The organism is Pseudomonas atacamensis (assembly GCF_017167965.1).
Taxonomy (GTDB): domain Bacteria; phylum Pseudomonadota; class Gammaproteobacteria; order Pseudomonadales; family Pseudomonadaceae; genus Aquipseudomonas; species Aquipseudomonas atacamensis.
On the sequence record NZ_CP070503.1, the window covers coordinates 2,666,380 to 2,684,905 of the forward strand.

Genomic DNA, 18,526 nt, shown 5'->3' on the forward strand with positions numbered 1-18,526 from the left:
AAGGCATGTGAAATAAAACGGAGAGAATTGCCGCGTAGGCTGGCAACAGGGACAACAAGGAGCGACAACCCATGAAATTCACCGCACGGATTACCCCGGCGCAAACCGTCCAGGCCCTGGCCCTGCTCGCCGCCCTGGTTGGCGTCGCGACGTGGTCGTCGCTGCTGCTGACCTCGGCGGAATCCCACACACCCGCAGCCACCCCGCAAGTGCTCGCGGCGAGGAGTGATAGCCCGGCGTTGCAGTGGTTCTCCAATGAGACAGCGCCGGTGGATATCAAGGTGAGCGGGGTGATCGCGGGAGGGAGCGGGACGGTGGCGATATTGAGTTTGAATGATGGCGCGCCGAGGAGTTTTTTGGTGGGGGAGAAGGTTGGGGGTGGGGTGAAGTTGGTGGGGGTTGAGGGGGATGGGGTGGTGATTGAGCGGGGTGGGGAGAGGGTGAGGTTGGGGGTTGAGAGGTTGGGGGAGGGGGTGGTTTTGCCGCGGTTGGTGAGTCCGTGATTTATTGTTTTGAAGTTAGTTGTCTTTGCCGTTTAGTCAGCTGCCAATTCAAGATTCCGAAAAAGAAGCGGATCGTCATTAGAGTCCGCTATCGATAAATAGCAAAACTTCTATACGGCTGATAAACGTAGGGAGATTCATTGCGGGTGTTTCGAATGCAGCATTTTGCCCAAGCTAGATTGGTAGCCCGGGCCAAAATCGGTCAGCGTCCGACCACCTAGAGGGTCCAGCTGGCTGGAGCATAATGCCACTAGCAGTAGCCAGTGATCACCGCTATCCTTATTTCCATAATTTCCGCGCCACGGGGTGGATGAATTCCCCCGGCTCTAGCAGGGATTCATAATGGAACTCAGGCTAGTATTCGCCGCAGCAATCTTTCTGGGCTCCTATCTTCCGCTCAGCGTGATCCTGTTGGTTCAGGACTTGAAGGTCGATCTCTTCAGTAGACCTTTTTGCTCGACGCTTTGGCAGATGTCGTCGGAGTGCGAGCTCCCGTTCAACAATTCTGGCCTTTCGATTGGATTTGCGCTCTGCTGCCTAGCTTGCTTTCTAACCACCGTCCTTGTGATCTGGTGTAAGCAAGAGCCTCAGAGCATTACTATCATTGAATCAAAGCAAATTCCAACTGACCTGATCAACTATGTAGTGCCCTATATCGTCTCGTTTATGAGTCTTGAATACTCACAACTGACCAAAGTATTGGGCTTTACGCTATTCATGATGTGGATCTTTTGGATGTCCTACAAAACCGGTCAAGTCGTCCTCAATCCAATTCTGATTATCTTGGGTTGGAAGCTGTATGAGATCAAATACAAGTATCAGAACAGCCCAACTGAGCGCGTAGATAAAGCCTTGGCGAAAACTGAGTTTCGGCCCGCTGCCAACGCCACCATCGACGTCGAATTCATCCAAGAAGTCATCGTAAAAAGGGATTAGCCATGGCAGTGCTACAGGATCTACACAATTTTGACCTCGAACAAGCAACGATAAATTTCTGGATATTCAAGCGATACACAAAAGGAACGCCACCAGAACCCAAATACACGGGCAAATGGGTGAGCTTGGATAACGAGCTCAAACTAGCATTGAAGTCGACGGCAACGGCCTTCAAAGCGGCGCTCACTGAAACGCTTGAATACGGATTGCTCGCTGAAAACAATCAATCGAGCGCGCTCACAATTCCACAGGACGAAACACATGCAGGCAAATTCGTCGCAGAATCGCATGACCAGACTCCAGCTAAGCAAGTATCCAAAATGGAAGAGTTGGCCAACGCCGAATTTTACGTGGTGAAATTTTCCAGTGCTCAGGGCAATCTGTACTGTGTGCGCAAGACAGATTCCACGTGGAAGACCAAGAAGCGAGCTGGCGCCATCCATACCTTTTTCAGATCCAAAACGCTGAAACTTGATGAGGCGCCTAGCTTTCACATCGCGAAGGACTTCGACATGGCAGTGCTGGAAGACACCATATTCATCAAACACAAACCCAGCTTTGAATCGATATTGAGCCACAAGGCAGCCCACCAAGATGACTTTACTCAGCTCCTAGCTCAGGCTGACTTCCAAGCGCTTTTCACCAATACCGACGCGGTGAGCACCTACGTTGGGACAAATGCCATGCAGCTTCGCAGGGCTTCGGCCATCAAGATGAAGGGCCATTATCTTGACGTAAGATTCATGGGTAATTTGCGACGCGAGTATGCTGTTTTCGGCCTAAACATCCCTTTCCAAGCTGATGGAAAAATCGCGCCTACGGTAGAAAGCTGCCCTGATATTTTCAAAGCACTACTGGATCACCGGCTGAAATCTCACTTTTCTGAAAAAATCTACGACGTTCAGAACACTGCCGAAACAGGGGTGTGAGCGTCGATGCATAGTAGAAAAAGGACTACTTTGTTTCTGGGGAATAAAATAGTCCCTTTGGATGCAGTTAAAAATTTATCTGCTCCCACTACTGCATCTCACTACACAAGGATATGTTGTCCGCTTAAAATCCTTTTTCATCCTAATTTCCCAAGTTTTTGCGGGCGCGAAAAATGCGGCTGTCTACTACCCATACCAGACGGTTTTGGAAAAAAAGCGAGAGTATGTTAATTTTTCCAATAACAGGCCGTCAATGTGTTTAATCGTAGAGATGTGGGTCTAACTCGGAAATTACATCTCTTATCACGGTACAGATAACGCTGTATCGCGCTTGAAAAAACTCTCTCTTAGGGTTGATGCGGTACTGTTCAAGTCTTTGGTGTATTATCCGTTCTGCTAGTTCGCAATCTGTAACTTCCCACTCCTCGACGACCAAGAACTGATCCGGAGCTGCTGTAGATGATGTTAATTCACTTGAGCGAAGATCGGTTGTTCGGCTGGTTAGCCCAATCTTGAAAATGTCTTTGCCGTGAGCAGCACATCTCATTACATAAATGAATCCAGGGTTTGTCAATTTGCTTCTGGCTAGGTTGGAAGTTTTAACGGGCTTGTTCTTTGCGTTCTCTTCCACCCAGCTAATTCGTTTTTCGACCCAGCTTCTTCCATGAATTGGCTGGCCGACTTTGTCTTGCCCTAAAACGTCCAGTGGCAGCTTTTTCCAATAGCCAGAAGTTTCTATTTTTATATTGGGCGAGTAAAACGTTTTATTTGATGCGCCATCATTCTGAGATGGTTCGACAAATAGCACGTTTCGCATTGCGATTTTTTCACTCGAAGGAGCATATTTGTCCAATTTTTTATACTTTAGCTTGCCACGGATTTCTTTGTATTTCGTTGGGTGGCGCTCAATTTTTATCTGGTCTTCATTTCGACTTAGGTAAAGTGGTAGATTTAAGCAAACCTTCACGAATTCAAAAAGAGATTGATATTCCGATAAGGCCTTTGCATGTTTTTCTGCTATCCCTTCAAATCTATCATCTAAAAAAGAGCCATCCGAATCCAAGAAAACCGAGACGTCATCGGTCATAGCTTGAAAGCTGTTGCCGCAATCGTGAGCGATATATCTTACGTCTATCGATGATCTTTCGGTGTCGATGCGGCACATAACTACTGTTTTCCAAAGGGATGTACCTTCAATTAGCGGGGTCGCTTCAATACGTAGTTCTTCGGATGGTCGTATATGTTGTCGGTGTCCACTGGGCTGCAAATCTAAATAAGCAGCTTCTAGCTCGATCGTTTTTTTTGCTAGATTACATTTTTGACCAGCAAGCATCAAAACATTAACTTCAGTTCCTTGCTTCACCAGCGAAACGCCTGATACTGCAAAAATAGATGATTCAGCACACTGAAATGTAAGTTCTTCAGGGTCGTGAGAGCCATTGTATGAATAAATGACATTGTCCGTCATGAAGCTTAATCCGGCAAAGTCCTGTAGGCCGTCGTCGTCCGATGTTACAAAATCAAGGTAATCTACGAAGGATACGATATGGTCAACTTCGTGTAGTAATTTAAATACGCTCAGGTGAGGAAGAAATCTTGTAAATGCCTCGGCTGTATTAAACGAAGACGGCATGTCATGTATTGAGTGATTAAATAGTCGATTGTTATACTCCTCGTTGTACTCGCGAATCATTTCATCCTGAGCTAATCCAGCACCGTTGAGATTTTGGATTAGTCTAACTGCTGAAGATCTTTCAAATGCTTCTAGAATTTTTTTCTTGAAGCGGGGATCTCTTTTTCTCTCATCCATATTTTTGATGATATTTTCGTAAGCGCTGGTCCCGATTTTTGGAGCAGCCCAAAATCCAAGTTCTCGCATTCGATTGTTAAATGTCATTTTTGTATTTGCTCCAGTGAGCGCCATTAGGCTCAGGGATGGGTGGCATCTTGCTACATCAATACTCAATCATCGCTTTGCGTATTGCCACCGCCCTTTCAGGCTTTGGGCTCGTAGTCTTTCACTGCCCAAGCGAATTCAACGAGGTTCTAAGCGGACGGATTCATTTTCTAATAAGGAATCCGTCCCAAGAGCAATTCAATCACTGAGGTCGTCAACCTGGAGCTAGTCGCCAGGCTTATGCTTATGGATAGGTAACGTTGGGTGTTTTTTATCGTTGGGTGGGTTCACATGCCGTCTGCGATCTTCCTTGCCGTCGTCACGCTTGGGCTTTGGACCCGGCTTGATGTCAGTAAACATACGCACTCCTTTAATGACCGGTGATGATACGCATTGAAAAAGTAGCACACGGCCATTCACTTAGCTCATCACACAGGCATAACTAGCACCGTCCATGCTAAGGCTCAGGCTGGTCAGATGCATTAAAGCCAAATTCCGTTTTCTTTTAACTCTGATACCACGATCAAAAAGCTTTTAGTCGCAGCAACCCTCGTCGTCGTGACCATGCACTACGTTGGTTACTACAACGCCGTTGAGGATGGTGACAGACCGTCGATATGTGCCGGAAGAAATAGCACGATTTATAAGGCCGAGGTGTCAGTTACGACCGGCAATCTCGGTCATTTTCTTCCGTCTCTTGGGGCAAGGTACAAATCTGTCGTGGGATCCGAGACGCAGTGAAGCTCACAATAAACGCCATTGTTTAAAAAGACATCTCCAAACATTCTCTCGGGCTACACACCCTTGCGCCTTTGCCTACAGGTACGCCAGAATCCGCCGGCTTGTGGGCTTTGTACCTGGTCTATATCGTCTATGGGTCGCTGGCAATCCGGCGACCGGGTTTAGCGACCCGACCAGGTATAAGTTCAACGACGCTCCAGTTTGTCGCGTTTGCGATGACTCTATGGTGGCTGTGCGTGGGAGACCTTCGGGTCTGCCGGGTCTTATACCTCTCGGTTCGCTAACCCGCGCACAGCTGCCACCCTTACTTGTTTAGCGACAAGTTTTGGTGGTTTCACTAGGTATAAAAATGGAGCTTCACCATGATCAAACCAACACCCAACCCACCCGAAACCGATCCCACGTCTCCATACGAATCCCTCGATTCCAACAAACTCCACGAAGCCGCTGACCGCGCGCTTGATCATTACCTGTCGCCAAACAATCTCCTGCCTCCGCCGCGTAAGGCGCGGGGGATGTATGCGGTGACGGCGGATACCAAGAATGAAGAACTGCTGGCTGATGCGAGTGAAACGCTGGCTTCGGCGAAGACGATTGCTCAGGACATTTCCAGTTTGCTGCCAGCGCCGCAGCGGCGGGCGTTATTGGGGGTTGCTCAACTGATCATGTTGGGGGAGCTGGCGGTGAATCGGGTTATGGATAATTTGGAGGTGGCGGGGTGATGTCGTTGGCCTTGATCCGGCGCGGGGCCTTGGGATTTTAGGTGCGGCAGAAGAGCCCCTCACCCCAGCCCTCTCCCGGAGGGAGAGGGAGCCGACCGAGGTGTCTTGCGTTGTGCATCGACCTGGACGAGCGTGTTGATTATGGATTTTTGATGCTTATGCACCGCGGCAGAAGAGCCCCTCACCCCAGCCCTCTCCCGGAGGGAGAGGGGGCCGACCGAGGTGTCTTGCGTTTTACATCGACCTGAGCGACCGCGTTGATTATGGATTCAGAGCGAGACGTTCAGGTCGGCGTATCTCTGGAACATCCCCGTATCGGTTCCCTCTCCCTCGGGAGAGGGCTAGGGTGAGGGGCTTCCTGGCCGTGACAACAGGGTCTCCAGTCTGGCCAACGGCGGCGCATCCTGATTGCGATCAAATACTTGGATTCCAACCTTGAGCAACCGTCCATTCTCTGCGCTGGCGATCACCTGTTCGCAGCGCAACAACAATCTTCCTTGATCACATTCAACAGCCTTCATCCCATTCGGCAATCGCCCCTCCAACCGCAGCTCAGCCATCCGGCTCTGCGCGGCAATCATCGCCACCGACCGATCCCTTAAAACCCCACTGCTCTGAGTCATCAACCCCGCCACCCGCACAGCGGCTGACATGGCGACGGCGATGATCGCCAGCGCCACCAGCACTTCAATCAGGGTGAAACCTTCCTCTCGCGTTTGCGCGCGCATACATGGCCCAAAAGCAAAAACCAGCCCTCGACGCTAACCCCCGTCCTTGACGGCTTGACGACGGAAACACCCGAGGATTTTCAACATCCCTGACATATCTTCTTGCAACACTGCGCGTCGAATTCGGATCAAGCCAGGGAATGTCGAGATGGATATCGCACCTTCGAAAATGCTCAGTCAGTCGCCGCGCATGCCGCGTAGTCAGCAGGGTTTTACCTTGATCGAGATCATGGTGGTGGTGGTGATTCTGGGGATTCTGGCGGCGATGGTGGTGCCCAAGGTGCTCGACCGGCCGGATCAGGCGCGGGCGACGGCGGCGAAGCAGGATATTGGTGGGTTGATGCAGGCGTTGAAGTTGTATCGCCTCGATCACGGCACGTATCCGAGCATGAATCAGGGGCTGAAGGTGTTGGTCGAGCGGCCGGCGGATGCGAAGAACAGCAACTGGCGTTCGTATCTGGAGCGTTTGCCGAATGACCCGTGGGGCCGGCCTTATCAGTACCTCAACCCGGGCGCGAATGGTGAGGTCGATATCTTTTCCCTCGGCGCCGATGGCCAGCCTGACGGTGATGGCGTGAATGCCGATATCGGTTCCTGGCAGTTGTAAGGCCGGCCGTGAAAACAGGTTCGCTCAACGGGGCGAAGCAACGGGGCATGGCGATTATCAGCGCGTTGTTGATTGCCGCCGTGGTGGCGGTGATTGCGGCGGGGATGTTGACGCGTCAGAGCGTGGCGACCCGGGCGCTGGAGGCCGATCAGCAGCGGGTGCAGGGGCGTTGGGTCGCGCAGGGTGGTCTGGAGATCAGCCGGCAGTTGCTCTGGGATGCGCGCCTGCGTGATCCGTTGACCCGGCGCGATCAGCCTTGGGCGCAGCCGTTGCTGGCGGCGGGTTTTGCCGGGCGGCTGGAGGACGAGCAGGGCAAGTTCAACCTGCGCAATCTGGTCGCCAATGAGCGCATCGATGAGGCGCAGGTGCAGGCGTTCGAGCGCTTGTGTGAACTGATCGGTGTGAGTGGCGTTGTCGGCCAGCGCATCCGTCAGCGGGTGATTGCCGGTTATCCGCATCTGCTGAATGCGCAGATTGGTGCGACGGGCAAAGCCGGTTTCGACAGTGGCCGCGCCACTTCGCCCGATGCCGATCACCAACCGCCACCGCCGAAGGTGCCGATGCTGCGCACGCTGGATGATTTGCGCAGCGTCGAAGGCGTGACCGATGCGCTGATCGGCCAACTGGCGCCGTACATGACGGTGATTCCGGCGACGACGTGGATCAACGGCAACACCGCCACGGCACAAGTGCTGGCGGCGTATGTGCCGGGGCTTTCGCTGGAGCGGGCGACGGCGTTGATTGCCGAGCGTGACGCCGGGCGCTGGTTTATCAATCGCGGCGATTTCGTGAACCGCTTGCGCATGCCGCAGCTGGAAATGAGCAGCGTCAAGGTCGGTATCACCAGTGACTGGTTTCGTTTGCGCGGTGAAGCGCGGCGTGATCAGCGCCGGGTCAGCCTCGACGCGTTGCTGCATCGCAGTGAGGATCGGCTGCCGCAGGTGATCTGGTCGCGGGTGGGCGCATGAGTCAGTTGCGCGTCGCGTTGCCGCCGCTGGCGGAGCTGGAGTTGCACAGCGAAGTGAGCTGCGCCTGGCTGGATCGTCAGGGGCAGGTCAGTCGTGAGGAACGGCTCACTTTGAGTCAGTTGGGGCAACGGCCGAAGCAACCACCGCTGCTGTGTTTTCTGCATCCGGCCGACAGCCTGCTCGCCAGCATTGATCTACCGCCGCTGCCCGCTAACAAAACCGCGGCCGCTGTGCAGTGCGCGGCGCAGGCGTTGATGCTCGGTGATAGCAGCCAGATGCATATCGGCCACAGCCCTCGTGATGCGAGTGGGCAGGTGCAAATCGCCTGGGTGGCGCGGCAGCATTTGCAGGTTCTGGCTGCGGTGCTCAAGCAGGCGGGTTTGAGTTTGCGCGGTTTGTATTCGGCGCCGTACAGCCTGCCAGTGCTGCCGGGGGTTGTCGCTTGTGTGGCGGACGTGCATTTGCTTCGGCGCGAGAGTTTGAACAGTGCGCAGGTTGAGCCGTTGCTCGGTGACGAAGTTGATGAGGCATCGTTCGCAGCTGACTCGACGCAACGCTGGATCGGTCCCTTGCCCGGTTGGGGTTTGCACGGCGGCCTGCAGCAAACCGGCGGCGAGCAACGTGGCTGGGGTCGGGCTGTCGGGTGTGTGGCTTTGGCCGTGGCAGTCTGGGTGATCGGGCTGAATATGTACGCCGCTCGCGAAGCTCGGCAGGGCCAGCAGCTCAAGGCGCAGATGAGTCAGCGGGTGAAGCAGGCGTTCCCGGAATTGCCGGTGATTCTCAACCCGCTGCAACAGGCGCGTCAGCAACTCGAGCAGCGGAAAAAGGGCGCGGTCGATGACCCGGCGCAGAACTTCAATCGGCTGGTGTTGCAGGCCGGCACGGGCATGCCGTTCATGGCCGGCAGTGTCGAGCGCCTGAGTTACCGCGACGGCGCTTTGCAACTGGCCTTGCTCAGCGATGCAAACCGTGGCGGCCACGACAAGGACTGGCAAAGCACCTTGGCCCAGGCCGGCATCAGCGTCACTGCCGATGACGCAGGCTGGACGCTGCGCCCGAACGATCAATCCAGCGCAAACACCAACGAAGACGACGACAGCGGAGCAGACGATGAGTAGGGCGACGCTGGCGATTTACCGTGCGCGCTGGCAGCGCTTCAGCAGTCAGTTGCAGGCGCGTTGGCAGCCGTTGGCGCTGCGTGAAAAACGCATGGTCGCCGGCATGGCGCTGGTGCTTGTCGGTCTGTTGATCTGGCTAACGCTGGTCAAGCCGCCATTGGCCAGGATCGCTTTCTGGCAGAGCGAAACGCCCAAGTTGCGCGCACAAACCGAGGCGCTGGAAGTGCTGTTGCGCAGCGTCAACCTGCGGCCGCAGGGGCAAAGCGTTGGCCAGTCGCTGGAGCAAAGTCTGCAAGCGGCGGGGCTCGCCGGGCATTACCAATTACAAGCGGCGGAGGGTGGCGCGTGGCAGCTGAATGTCGACGCCGCGCCGGCCGATGCGCTGCTCGACTGGCTGCTCAGCCAGCCGTCACAACTTTCTCTGCAGGTGGTCGAGGCGCAGTTGCAGCGCGCAAGTGAGGCCTCGACCGAAGTCACTGCCGGCACATTGTCAGGCACCGTTCGCATGGATCAGGCGCAGGGCGCTAAGGAAGCTTCATGAGGGAGTCACGCTGCAAACCGGCACGTCTGGCGCTGCCGTTGTTGCTGATGGCATTGAGCGCGTGCAACAGCACCACGGCGCCGCAGAATCAGCCGCCGCTGTTGGTCGACAGTGAACTCGGGCGGCCGCTGGCCAACACCCAGCGCAGCGGCGATGCGGTAGCCGATCGCGAACGGGCGCAGGCTCAGGCGCGGCCGGTGCCCAAGCAATTGCACAACATCAGTCAGCGTGGGCGCAGTGCTGGTGTTGCGCCGAGCAATGCGATCCCGCGCAATCCGTTGGGCGAGCAACCGGTGACGCTGAATTTTGTCGAGGCGGATATTCAGGCGGTGGTGCGTGCGCTGTCGCGTGCTACCGGGCAGCAGTTTCTCGTTGATCCTCGGGTCAAGGGCAATCTGACCTTGGTCTCGGAAGGTCAGGTGCCGGCCCGTCAGGCTTACGACATGCTGCTCGCGGCGTTGCGCATGCAAGGCTTCAGCGTGGTCGATGTCGGCGGCGTGGCGCAGGTGGTTCCCGAGGCCGACGCGAAACTGCTCGGCGGGCCGATCTACAGCGCCGACAAACCGGCCGGCAACGGCATGCTCACGCGCACGTTTCGCCTGCAATACGAAAACGCGGTGAACCTGATCCCGGTGCTGCGCCCGATCGTTTCGCCGAACAATCCGATCAATGCCTACCCCGGCAACAACACCGTGGTGATCACCGATTACGCCGAGAACCTCACCCGCGTCGCGCAGTTGATCGAGAGCATCGACACGCCGAGCGCGATCGACACCGATGTGGTGCAGATCCAGAACGGCATCGCCGCCGATATCGCGCCGATGGTGGCCGACTTGCTCGACGCGCCGGGCAATGATCCGACGCAGAAAATCGCCGTGATCGGCGACCCACGTTCCAACACCATCATCATCCGCGCCGGCAGCCCCGAGCGTACCGAGCTGGCGCGCAACCTGATCTACAAACTCGACAACGCTCAGAGCAATCCGAGCAATCTGCATGTGGTTTATCTGCGCAACGCCCAAGCGGCGAAACTGGCGCAGGCGTTGCGCGGTTTGCTCACCGGCGAGAGTGACAGCGGCAGCAGCGACGCGGCGCGGTCGGTGCTCAGCGCGATGGGCAGCAGCACCGGCGGCAATGCCGGGCAGAACGGCCAGAGCAGCACGCCGAGCACGGGCACTTCAACGACGACTGGCAGCGGCGCAAGCGGCGGCAGCTATGCGCAGGGTAGTGGTGGCGGCAGCAGCAGTGGCGGTACGCAGAGCAGCGAACAGAACGTTGCCTTCAGCGCCGGCGGGGTGACGATTCAGGCTGACGCCACCACCAACACGCTGCTGATTTCCGCGCCGGAGCCGCTTTATCGCAATCTGCGTGAGGTCATCGATTTGCTCGACCAGCGCCGTGCGCAAGTGGTGATCGAGAGCCTGATTGTCGAGGTCGGCGAGGACGATGCCAGTGAATTCGGTGTGCAATGGCAGACCGGTAACCTCGGCGGCAAAGGCGTGATCGGTGGCGCTAATCTGGGTGGTGCGGGTCTCAACACGGGGGCCAAGAACAGCATCGACGTGCTGCCGCAGGGTTTGAATCTTGGCTATGTCAACGGCACGGTCGACATCCCCGGCATCGGCAAGATTCTCGACCTGAAAGTGCTGGCCCGAGCGCTGAAGAGCAAGGGCGGCACCAACGTGCTGTCGACGCCGAACCTGCTGACCCTGGACAACGAAGCGGCGAGCATTTTTGTTGGCCAGACCATCCCGTTTGTCAGCGGCAGCTACGTCACCGGCGGCGGTGGCACCAGCAACAACCCGTTCCAGACCGTGACCCGAGAAGAGGTCGGCCTCAAGCTCAACGTACGCCCGCAGATTTCCGAGGGCGGCACGGTGAAGCTGGATATCTATCAGGAAGTCAGCAGCATCGATGAACGCGCGTCCAACAGCGTGACTGCGGCGGGCATCGTCACCAACAAACGGGCGATCGACACCAGCATTCTGCTCGACGATGGGCAGATCATGGTCCTCGGCGGATTGCTTCAGGATGGTTACAGCCAGAGCAATGATGCCGTGCCGTGGCTGGGCAGCCTGCCGGGCATCGGCGCGCTGTTTCGCAACGAACGCCGGGCGATCACCAAGACCAACCTGATGGTGTTCCTGCGCCCGTACATCATCCGCGACAGCGAAGCGGGGCGCAGCATCACCCTCAACCGCTACGACTTCATGCGCCGCGCCCAGGGCGGCTTGCAGCCGGAACGCAGCTGGGCGATGCCCGACATGCAGGCGCCGCAATTGCCAAGCGCCGCGCAAGGCGTGCCAGCGCCGGGGCCGACATCAGGCCCACGCGCCACGATCAAAGCCGTACCGATTGAAGGGAGCACCCGGTTTTGACTGAGATGATGACTGTGGTAAGGGGATTTATCCCCGCTCGGCTGCGTAGCAGTCGTAAAACCGGTACACGCGATCTGCCTGGAGAAACCGGTTCTCAAGGTTTGGGTCTGCTGCGCAGCCCAACGGGGATAAATCCCCTCGCCACAGGGGATCCCATTGCCACGGCATCGATTGAAGGGAGCACCCGGTTTTGACTGAGATGATGACTGTGGTGAAGGGATTTATGCCCGCTCGGCTGCGCAGCAGTCGTAAAACCGGTACACGGGATTTGCCTGTAGAAACCGGTTCTCAAGGTTTGGGTCTGCTGCGCAGCCCAACGGGGATAAATCCCCTCGCCACAGAGGTTCCCATTGTCACAAGGGTTCCCATTGCCACAGGGCATCCCATTGCCACAGCATCGATTGAAGGGAGCACCCGGTTTTGACTGAGATGATGACTGTGGTGAGGGGATTTATCCCCGCTCGGCTGCGCAGCAGTCGTAAACCGGGCACACGCGATTTGCCTGGAGAAACCGGTTCTCAAGGTTTGGGTCTGCTGCGCAGCCCAACGGGGATAAATCCCCTCGCCACAAGGGATCTCATTGCCACAAGGGATCGCATTGCCTCAGAGGATCGCATTGCCCCAGAGGATCTCATTGCCAAGGTACCGATTGAAGGGAGCACCCGGTTTTGACTGAGATGATGATTGTGGCGAGGGGATTCATCCCCGCTCGGCTGCGCAGCAGTCGTAAACCGGGCACACGCGATTTACCTGTAGAAACCGGTTCTCAAGGTTTGGGTCTGCTTCGCAGCCCAACGGGGATAAATCCCCTCGCCACAGAGGTTCCCATTGCCGCTGAGGATTCCATTGCCACGGCACCGATTGAAGGGAGCACTCGGTTTTGACTGAGATGATGACTGTGGCGAGGGGATTCATCCCCGCTCGGCTGCGCAGCAGTCGTAAAGCCGGTACACGCGATTTGCCTGTAGAAACCGGTTCTCAAGGTTTGGGTCTGCTTCGCAGCCCAACGGGGATAAATCCCCTCGCCACAGGGGATCCCATTGCCACTGAGGATTCCATTGCCACAGGGGATCGCATTGCCAGGGTGCCGATTAAAGGGAGCACCCGGTTTTGACTGAGATGATGATTGTGGTGAGGGGATTCATCCCCGCTCGGCTGCGCAGCAGTCGTAAAACCGGTACACGGGATTTGCCTGTAGAAACCGGTTCTCAAGGTTTGGGTCTGCTTCGCAGCCCAACGGGGATAAATCCCCTCGCCACAGGGGATCGCATTGCCACAGAGGTTCCCATTGCTACAGGGCATCCCATTGCCACAGCATCGATCGAAGGGAGCATGCGGTTTTGACTGAGATGATCACTGTGGTGAGGGGATTTATCCCCGCTCGGCTGCGCAGCAGTCGTAAACCGGGCACACGCGATTTGCCTGGAGAAACCGGTTCTCAAGGTTTGGGTCTGCTGCGCAGCCCAACGGGGATAAATCCCCTCGCCACAGAGGTTCCCATTGCCAAAGGGGATCGCATTGCTACAGGGAATCCCATTGCCACGGCACCGATTAAAGGGAGCACCCGGTTTTGACTGAGTTGATGATTGTGGCGAGGGGATTCATCCCCGCTCGGCTGCGCAGCAGTCGTAAACCGGGCATACGCGATTTGCCTGGAGAAACCGGTTCTCAAGGTTTGGGTCTGCTTCGCAGCCCAACGGGGATAAATCCCCTCGCCACGGGGTTCCAATTGCCCAAGGGGATCTCATTGCCACAGGGGATCCCATTGCCACGGCATCGATCGAAGGGAGCACCCGGTTTTGACTGAGATGATGATTGTGGCGAGGGGATTTATCCCCGCTCGGCTGCGCAGCAGTCGTGAAACCGGTACACGGGATTTGCCTGGAGAAACCGGTTCTCAAGGTTTGGGTCTGCTGCGCAGCCCAACGGGGATAAATCCCCTCGCCACGGGGGATCGCATTGCTACAGAAGATCCCATTGCCATAGAAGATCTCATTGCCACGGCATCGATTAAAGGGAGCACTCGGTTTTGACTGGAATGATGACTGTGGCGAGGGGATTTATCCCCGCTCGGCTGCGCAGCAGTCGTAAAACCGGCGCACGCGATTTGCCTGTAGAAACCGGTTCTCAGGTTTTGGGTCTGCTGCGCAGCCCAACGGGGATAAATCCCCTCGCCACAAGGGATCCCATTGCCACAAGGGATCGCATTGCCCCAGAGGATCTCATTGCCACAGGGGATCGCATTGCTATGGCGAATTGTGAGGAGGGTGAGCGATGAGTGCATTGCCTTACGCCTGGGCCAAGGCGCAGCGCATTCTTTTGCGCGATGGCGTGCTGACGGTGTGCCCGTCAACGCCCGGCTGGTCGATCAGCGAAGTGCGTCGGCAGTTCGGTGCGACGCGGATCGAGCGGGTGCGCGATGACGAGCTCGACGGTTTGCTCGCCAGCGCTTACGCCGATACCGGCAGTGCGGCGGCGGTGGTGGGTGCTGCGGAAAACGAGGTTGATCTCGATCGGCTGATGCAGGACATGCCGGAGATCACCGACCTGCTCGACACCCAGGACGGCGCGCCGGTGATTCGCATGATTAACGCTTTGCTCACCCAGGCCGCGCGCGATGAGGCCAGCGACATTCATATCGAACCGTTCGAAACCCATTCGGTGGTGCGCTACCGCGTCGACGGCACCTTGCGGGATGTGGTCTCGCCGCGCAAGGCGTTGCACGGTGCGCTGGTGTCGCGGATCAAGATCATGGCCCAGCTCGACATCGCCGAAAAACGCCTGCCGCAGGATGGGCGCATCGCCTTGCGCGTAGCGGGGCGGCCGATCGATATTCGGGTGTCGACGGTGCCCACCGGCCATGGCGAACGGGTGGTGATGCGCCTGCTCGACAAACAGGCCGGGCGCTTGCATCTGGAAACCTTGGGCATGGATGCGCAGGTATTGGCAAAGCTCGACCACCTGATCCGCCAGCCCCACGGCATCGTCCTGGTCACCGGGCCGACCGGCAGCGGCAAAACCACCAGCCTCTACGCGGCGCTGGCGCGGCTGGATGCCAGCACCAGCAACATCCTTACCGTGGAAGATCCGGTGGAATACGACCTGCCGGGGATCAGCCAGATTCAGGTCAACGCCAAGATCGACATGACCTTTGCCCTCGCGCTGCGGGCGATTCTGCGGCAGGACCCGGACATCATCATGATCGGCGAAATCCGCGATCTCGAGACCGCGCAAATCGCCGTGCAGGCCTCGCTCACCGGGCACTTGGTGCTGGCGACGCTGCACACCAACGACGCGGTGTCGGCGGTCAATCGCCTGATCGACATGGGTGTAGAGCCGTTCTTGCTCGCGTCATCCATGCTCGGCGTCCTCGCGCAACGTCTGGTGCGGCGCCTGTGCAATCAGTGCAAACAGGAAGATCCGGCCACGCCCGGCACCTGGCGTCCGGTCGGCTGCGCAGCATGCAATCACACCGGTTACAGCGGCCGCACCGGCATTCACGAATTGTTCTGCATCGACGACGACATCCGCACGCTGATCCACCAAGGGGCAGGGGAGCAGGCCCTGCGCGCGGCGGCGGCGAAAGCAGGGATGTTCAGCCTGCGTGAGGACGGTGAGCGCTGGATTCGCAGCGGTGCCACCGCGCCGGAAGAAATCCTTCGTGTGACACGGGACGCCTGATGAATCGCTATCGCTTTGAAGCGGCGGATGCCACCGGGAAAATCGAGTCCGGGCACCTTGAGGCGGACAGCCAGAGCGCGGCGTTCAGTGCCTTGCGCGTGCGTGGCCTGACAGCGTTGTCGGTGCACGAGGAAAGCAACGTCGCCCGACACGGTGGCGGCGGTTTGTTCAGCGCCAGACTCTCCGACAACGACCTCGCCTGGGCCACGCGGCAACTGGCGAGCCTGCTCGGTGCCAGTCTGCCATTGGAAGCAGCACTGAGCGCCACAGTCGAGCAGGCCGAGAAAAAGCACATCGCCCAGACCCTTAGCGCCGTGCGCGCCGAAGTGCGCAGCGGCATGCGTCTGGCGGAATCGCTGGCGTCGCGGCCACGGGATTTCCCCGAGATTTACCGGGCGCTGATTGCCGCTGGCGAAGAGTCTGGCGATCTGGCCCAGGTGATGGAGCGGCTCGCCGATTACATCGAGGAACGCAACAACCTGCGCGGCAAGATTCTCACTGCGTTCATCTATCCCGGCGTGGTCGGGCTGGTGTCGATCGGCATTGTGATTTTCCTGCTCAGCTACGTGGTGCCGCAGGTGGTCAGCGCGTTTTCTCAGGCGCGGCAGGATCTGCCGGGGCTGACGCTGGCGATGCTGACGGCCAGTGATTTCATTCGCGCCTGGGGTTGGTTGTGTGCGGCGCTGATGGCCGGGGCGTTCTGGAGTTGGCGGCTGTATTTGCGTAATCCGGCGGCGCGCTTGAGCTGGCATCACCGGGTGCTGAAGTTGCCGCTGTTCGGGCGTTTCATTCTCGGCCTGAACACCGCGCGATTCGCCTCGACCCTGGCGATTCTCGGCGGCGCCGGCGTGCCGTTGTTGCGTGCGCTGGAAGCAGCGCGGCAGACCTTGTCCAACGACCGCTTGAGCCTGAGCGTCAGCGAGGCCACGGCAAAGGTGCGCGAAGGCGTCAACCTCGCCGCCGCGCTGCGCGTGGAGAATGTGTTCCCGCCGGTGCTGATTCACCTGATCGCCAGCGGCGAGAAAACCGGCTCACTGCCGCCGATGCTTGAGCGTGCGGCACAGACGCTTTCCCGGGACATTGAACGACGGGCGATGGGCATGACCGCGTTGCTCGAGCCGCTGATGATTGTGGTGATGGGCGGGGTGGTGCTGGTGATTGTGATGGCGGTGTTGTTGCCGATTATTGAGATCAACCAGTTGGTGCAGTAGCCCGGTTTGATGTTGGCCGGGCCGGCCTCTTCGCGAGCAGGCTCGCTCCCACAGAAGAACGCATTTCAACTGTGGGAGCGAGCCTGCTCGCGAAAGCGCCAGTCCCGACAACACAAAACTCAAATATTTTGCATCGGCCTGACCCTCACCCGAGTCCCGATCCCATCATCCTCGGGTTCTCCATTCTGTCATCTGCAACCACCCGCCAACGGCTCCAGCCCGATTCAGCCAAACCCCCGATCCAGACGCGCCGCAACCCACCGCAAACACCCGAGAAATCCCCACAAAAATCCCCCCGCAGCTCCCGAGGTTTTTTCCTTTATCTGTCACCGGAAGCTGCGAATTTCTCCCTGCGGCTCCACTGCGGTGGACCCTCCCGGTGTCATGCAAGCCTTCCGAAACCTGTGTTCCCAACCAAGTTGAAAAGGAGATTCTTCATGTTCAAGCGCACTCTGATCGCCGCCTCACTGACCGTCGCCGCTCTGGCTTCTGCCCAGGCCATGGCCGTAACCGGTGGTGGTGCTTCCCTGCCTGCCGCACTGTACAAAGGTTCTGCCAACAGCATCCTGCCTGCCAACTTCAGCTACGCCGTAACCGGTAGCGGCATCGGCAAAAGCGCTTTCCTGACCAACAACGCTGCCCAGTTCAGCACCACCGGCACCGTGCACTTCGCCGCTAGCGACTCGATCCTCAGCGCTTCGGAACTCAGCACCTACACCACCAACTTCGGTGCTTCGTACGGCCCGTTGATCCAGCTGCCATCGGTGGCCACTTCGGTTGCCATTCCGTACAAAAAATCCGGTCAGACCGCGCTTAACCTGACCAGCGCTCAGTTGTGCGACGCGTTGTCGGGCACCAAGACTACCTGGGGCGCGCTGTTGGGTACTGCCGACACCACCGCAATCCGCGTGGTTTATCGCAGCACTTCGAGCGGCACCACCGAAATCCTCAGCCGTCACCTGAACTCGATCTGCCCGACCAAATTCGCCGTCAACTCCACCTTCACCAACGCTCGTCTGCCGGCCGGTTCCGCGCTGCCATCGACTTGGGTCGGCGTAGCCAACACCGCTGATGTGGCCACTGCGGTGAATGCCGTGGACGGTTCGATCGGCTATGTGGGTCCGGACGGCGTGAACGCCACCAGCAACGCTGTGGTTGCCCGCGTCAATGGCGTCCAGCCAACCAACGCTAACGTGACGCTGGCGCTGAGCACTGCACCGGTGCCAAGCGCACCTGCCAACCCGGCTGGCTGGGCCCCGGTCGTGCCTAACCCGGCAAGCGGTTACCCGATTGTGGCTTACACCAACTTCATCTTCGGCCAGTGCTACAAAGATGCAGCCGTGGCCACCGCCGTGCGCAACTTCCTGACCACCCACTACAGCAACCCGGGCAACAACGTCGCCACCGTCGCCCACAGCTTCACGCCGGTTCCCAACAACTGGAAAACCGCTGTGACCGCCAACTTCATCACCAACACCTCGGGCAATAACCTGGACATCAACAACGCCAACGCCTGCAACGGCATTGGTCGTCCTTTGTAAGCCTTGTCTCAACGGCAATGAAACG

At 57.7% G+C, this 18,526-nt stretch carries 14 protein-coding genes; 12 read left to right on the top strand and 2 right to left on the bottom strand.

Translation table 11 applies throughout. From position 1 onward, the window contains the following. Positions 1 to 71: 71 nt before the first annotated feature. From JWU58_RS12280 to JWU58_RS12290, 3 genes are all read left to right on the top strand, one after another. Positions 72 to 503 carry a type II secretion system protein N gene (locus tag JWU58_RS12280; RefSeq protein WP_206422055.1) on the top strand — a complete coding sequence of 144 codons (432 nt, stop codon included), beginning with the start codon at positions 72 to 74 and terminating at the stop codon, positions 501 to 503. A 342-nt stretch (positions 504 to 845) separates the two neighbouring features. Beyond that, entirely contained in the window at positions 846 to 1,439 is a 594-nt protein-coding gene (locus JWU58_RS12285) for a hypothetical protein (RefSeq protein ID WP_206422056.1), read from the top strand. A 2-nt stretch (positions 1,440 to 1,441) separates the two neighbouring features. Next, positions 1,442 to 2,368, top strand: coding sequence for a Kiwa anti-phage protein KwaB-like domain-containing protein (locus JWU58_RS12290; RefSeq protein WP_206422057.1), 927 nt, complete (start codon positions 1,442 to 1,444; stop codon positions 2,366 to 2,368). 259 nt (positions 2,369 to 2,627) lie between these two features. Here JWU58_RS12290 and JWU58_RS12295 read toward each other — a convergent pair whose 3' ends face one another. Beyond that, complete coding sequence (locus JWU58_RS12295) at positions 2,628 to 4,265, bottom strand: GIY-YIG nuclease family protein (RefSeq protein ID WP_206422058.1); 1,638 nt, start codon at positions 4,263 to 4,265, stop codon at positions 2,628 to 2,630. 1,103 nt (positions 4,266 to 5,368) lie between these two features. On the opposite strand from JWU58_RS12295, the gene JWU58_RS12300 reads away from it, so the two are divergent. Beyond that, complete coding sequence (locus JWU58_RS12300; RefSeq protein ID WP_016774969.1) at positions 5,369 to 5,728, top strand: DUF6124 family protein; 360 nt, start codon at positions 5,369 to 5,371, stop codon at positions 5,726 to 5,728. Between the two features lie 341 nt (positions 5,729 to 6,069). Here JWU58_RS12300 and gspI read toward each other — a convergent pair whose 3' ends face one another. Next, positions 6,070 to 6,456, bottom strand: a complete 387-nt coding sequence (gspI, locus tag JWU58_RS12305; protein ID WP_110645446.1) for a type II secretion system minor pseudopilin GspI — start codon at positions 6,454 to 6,456, stop codon at positions 6,070 to 6,072. A 169-nt stretch (positions 6,457 to 6,625) separates the two neighbouring features. On the opposite strand from gspI, the gene gspG reads away from it, so the two are divergent. From gspG to JWU58_RS12345, 8 genes are all read left to right on the top strand, one after another. After that, entirely contained in the window at positions 6,626 to 7,063 is a 438-nt protein-coding gene (gene gspG, locus JWU58_RS12310; RefSeq protein ID WP_129999522.1) for a type II secretion system major pseudopilin GspG, read from the top strand. A 47-nt stretch (positions 7,064 to 7,110) separates the two neighbouring features. Continuing rightward, complete coding sequence (gene gspK / locus JWU58_RS12315) at positions 7,111 to 8,031, top strand: type II secretion system minor pseudopilin GspK (RefSeq protein ID WP_206422059.1); 921 nt, start codon at positions 7,111 to 7,113, stop codon at positions 8,029 to 8,031. Further along, positions 8,028 to 9,149 carry a type II secretion system protein GspL gene (gene gspL / locus JWU58_RS12320; RefSeq protein ID WP_206422060.1) on the top strand — a complete coding sequence of 374 codons (1,122 nt, stop codon included), beginning with the start codon at positions 8,028 to 8,030 and terminating at the stop codon, positions 9,147 to 9,149. The genes gspK and gspL overlap by 4 nt, the downstream gene beginning before the upstream one ends. After that, positions 9,142 to 9,690, top strand: a complete 549-nt coding sequence (gspM, locus tag JWU58_RS12325; RefSeq protein WP_206422061.1) for a type II secretion system protein GspM — start codon at positions 9,142 to 9,144, stop codon at positions 9,688 to 9,690. The genes gspL and gspM overlap by 8 nt, the downstream gene beginning before the upstream one ends. Then, positions 9,687 to 12,068 carry a type II secretion system secretin GspD gene (gspD, locus tag JWU58_RS12330; protein WP_206422062.1) on the top strand — a complete coding sequence of 794 codons (2,382 nt, stop codon included), beginning with the start codon at positions 9,687 to 9,689 and terminating at the stop codon, positions 12,066 to 12,068. The genes gspM and gspD overlap by 4 nt, the downstream gene beginning before the upstream one ends. Positions 12,069 to 14,342: 2,274 nt before the next feature. Continuing rightward, complete coding sequence (gene gspE, locus JWU58_RS12335; RefSeq protein WP_122881681.1) at positions 14,343 to 15,749, top strand: type II secretion system ATPase GspE; 1,407 nt, start codon at positions 14,343 to 14,345, stop codon at positions 15,747 to 15,749. Continuing rightward, entirely contained in the window at positions 15,749 to 16,960 is a 1,212-nt protein-coding gene (gene gspF, locus JWU58_RS12340) for a type II secretion system inner membrane protein GspF (protein WP_206422063.1), read from the top strand. The genes gspE and gspF overlap by 1 nt, the downstream gene beginning before the upstream one ends. A 437-nt stretch (positions 16,961 to 17,397) precedes the next feature. Then, positions 17,398 to 18,501 carry a substrate-binding domain-containing protein gene (locus JWU58_RS12345; RefSeq protein WP_110645440.1) on the top strand — a complete coding sequence of 368 codons (1,104 nt, stop codon included), beginning with the start codon at positions 17,398 to 17,400 and terminating at the stop codon, positions 18,499 to 18,501. The last annotated feature ends 25 nt before the right edge of the window (positions 18,502 to 18,526 follow it).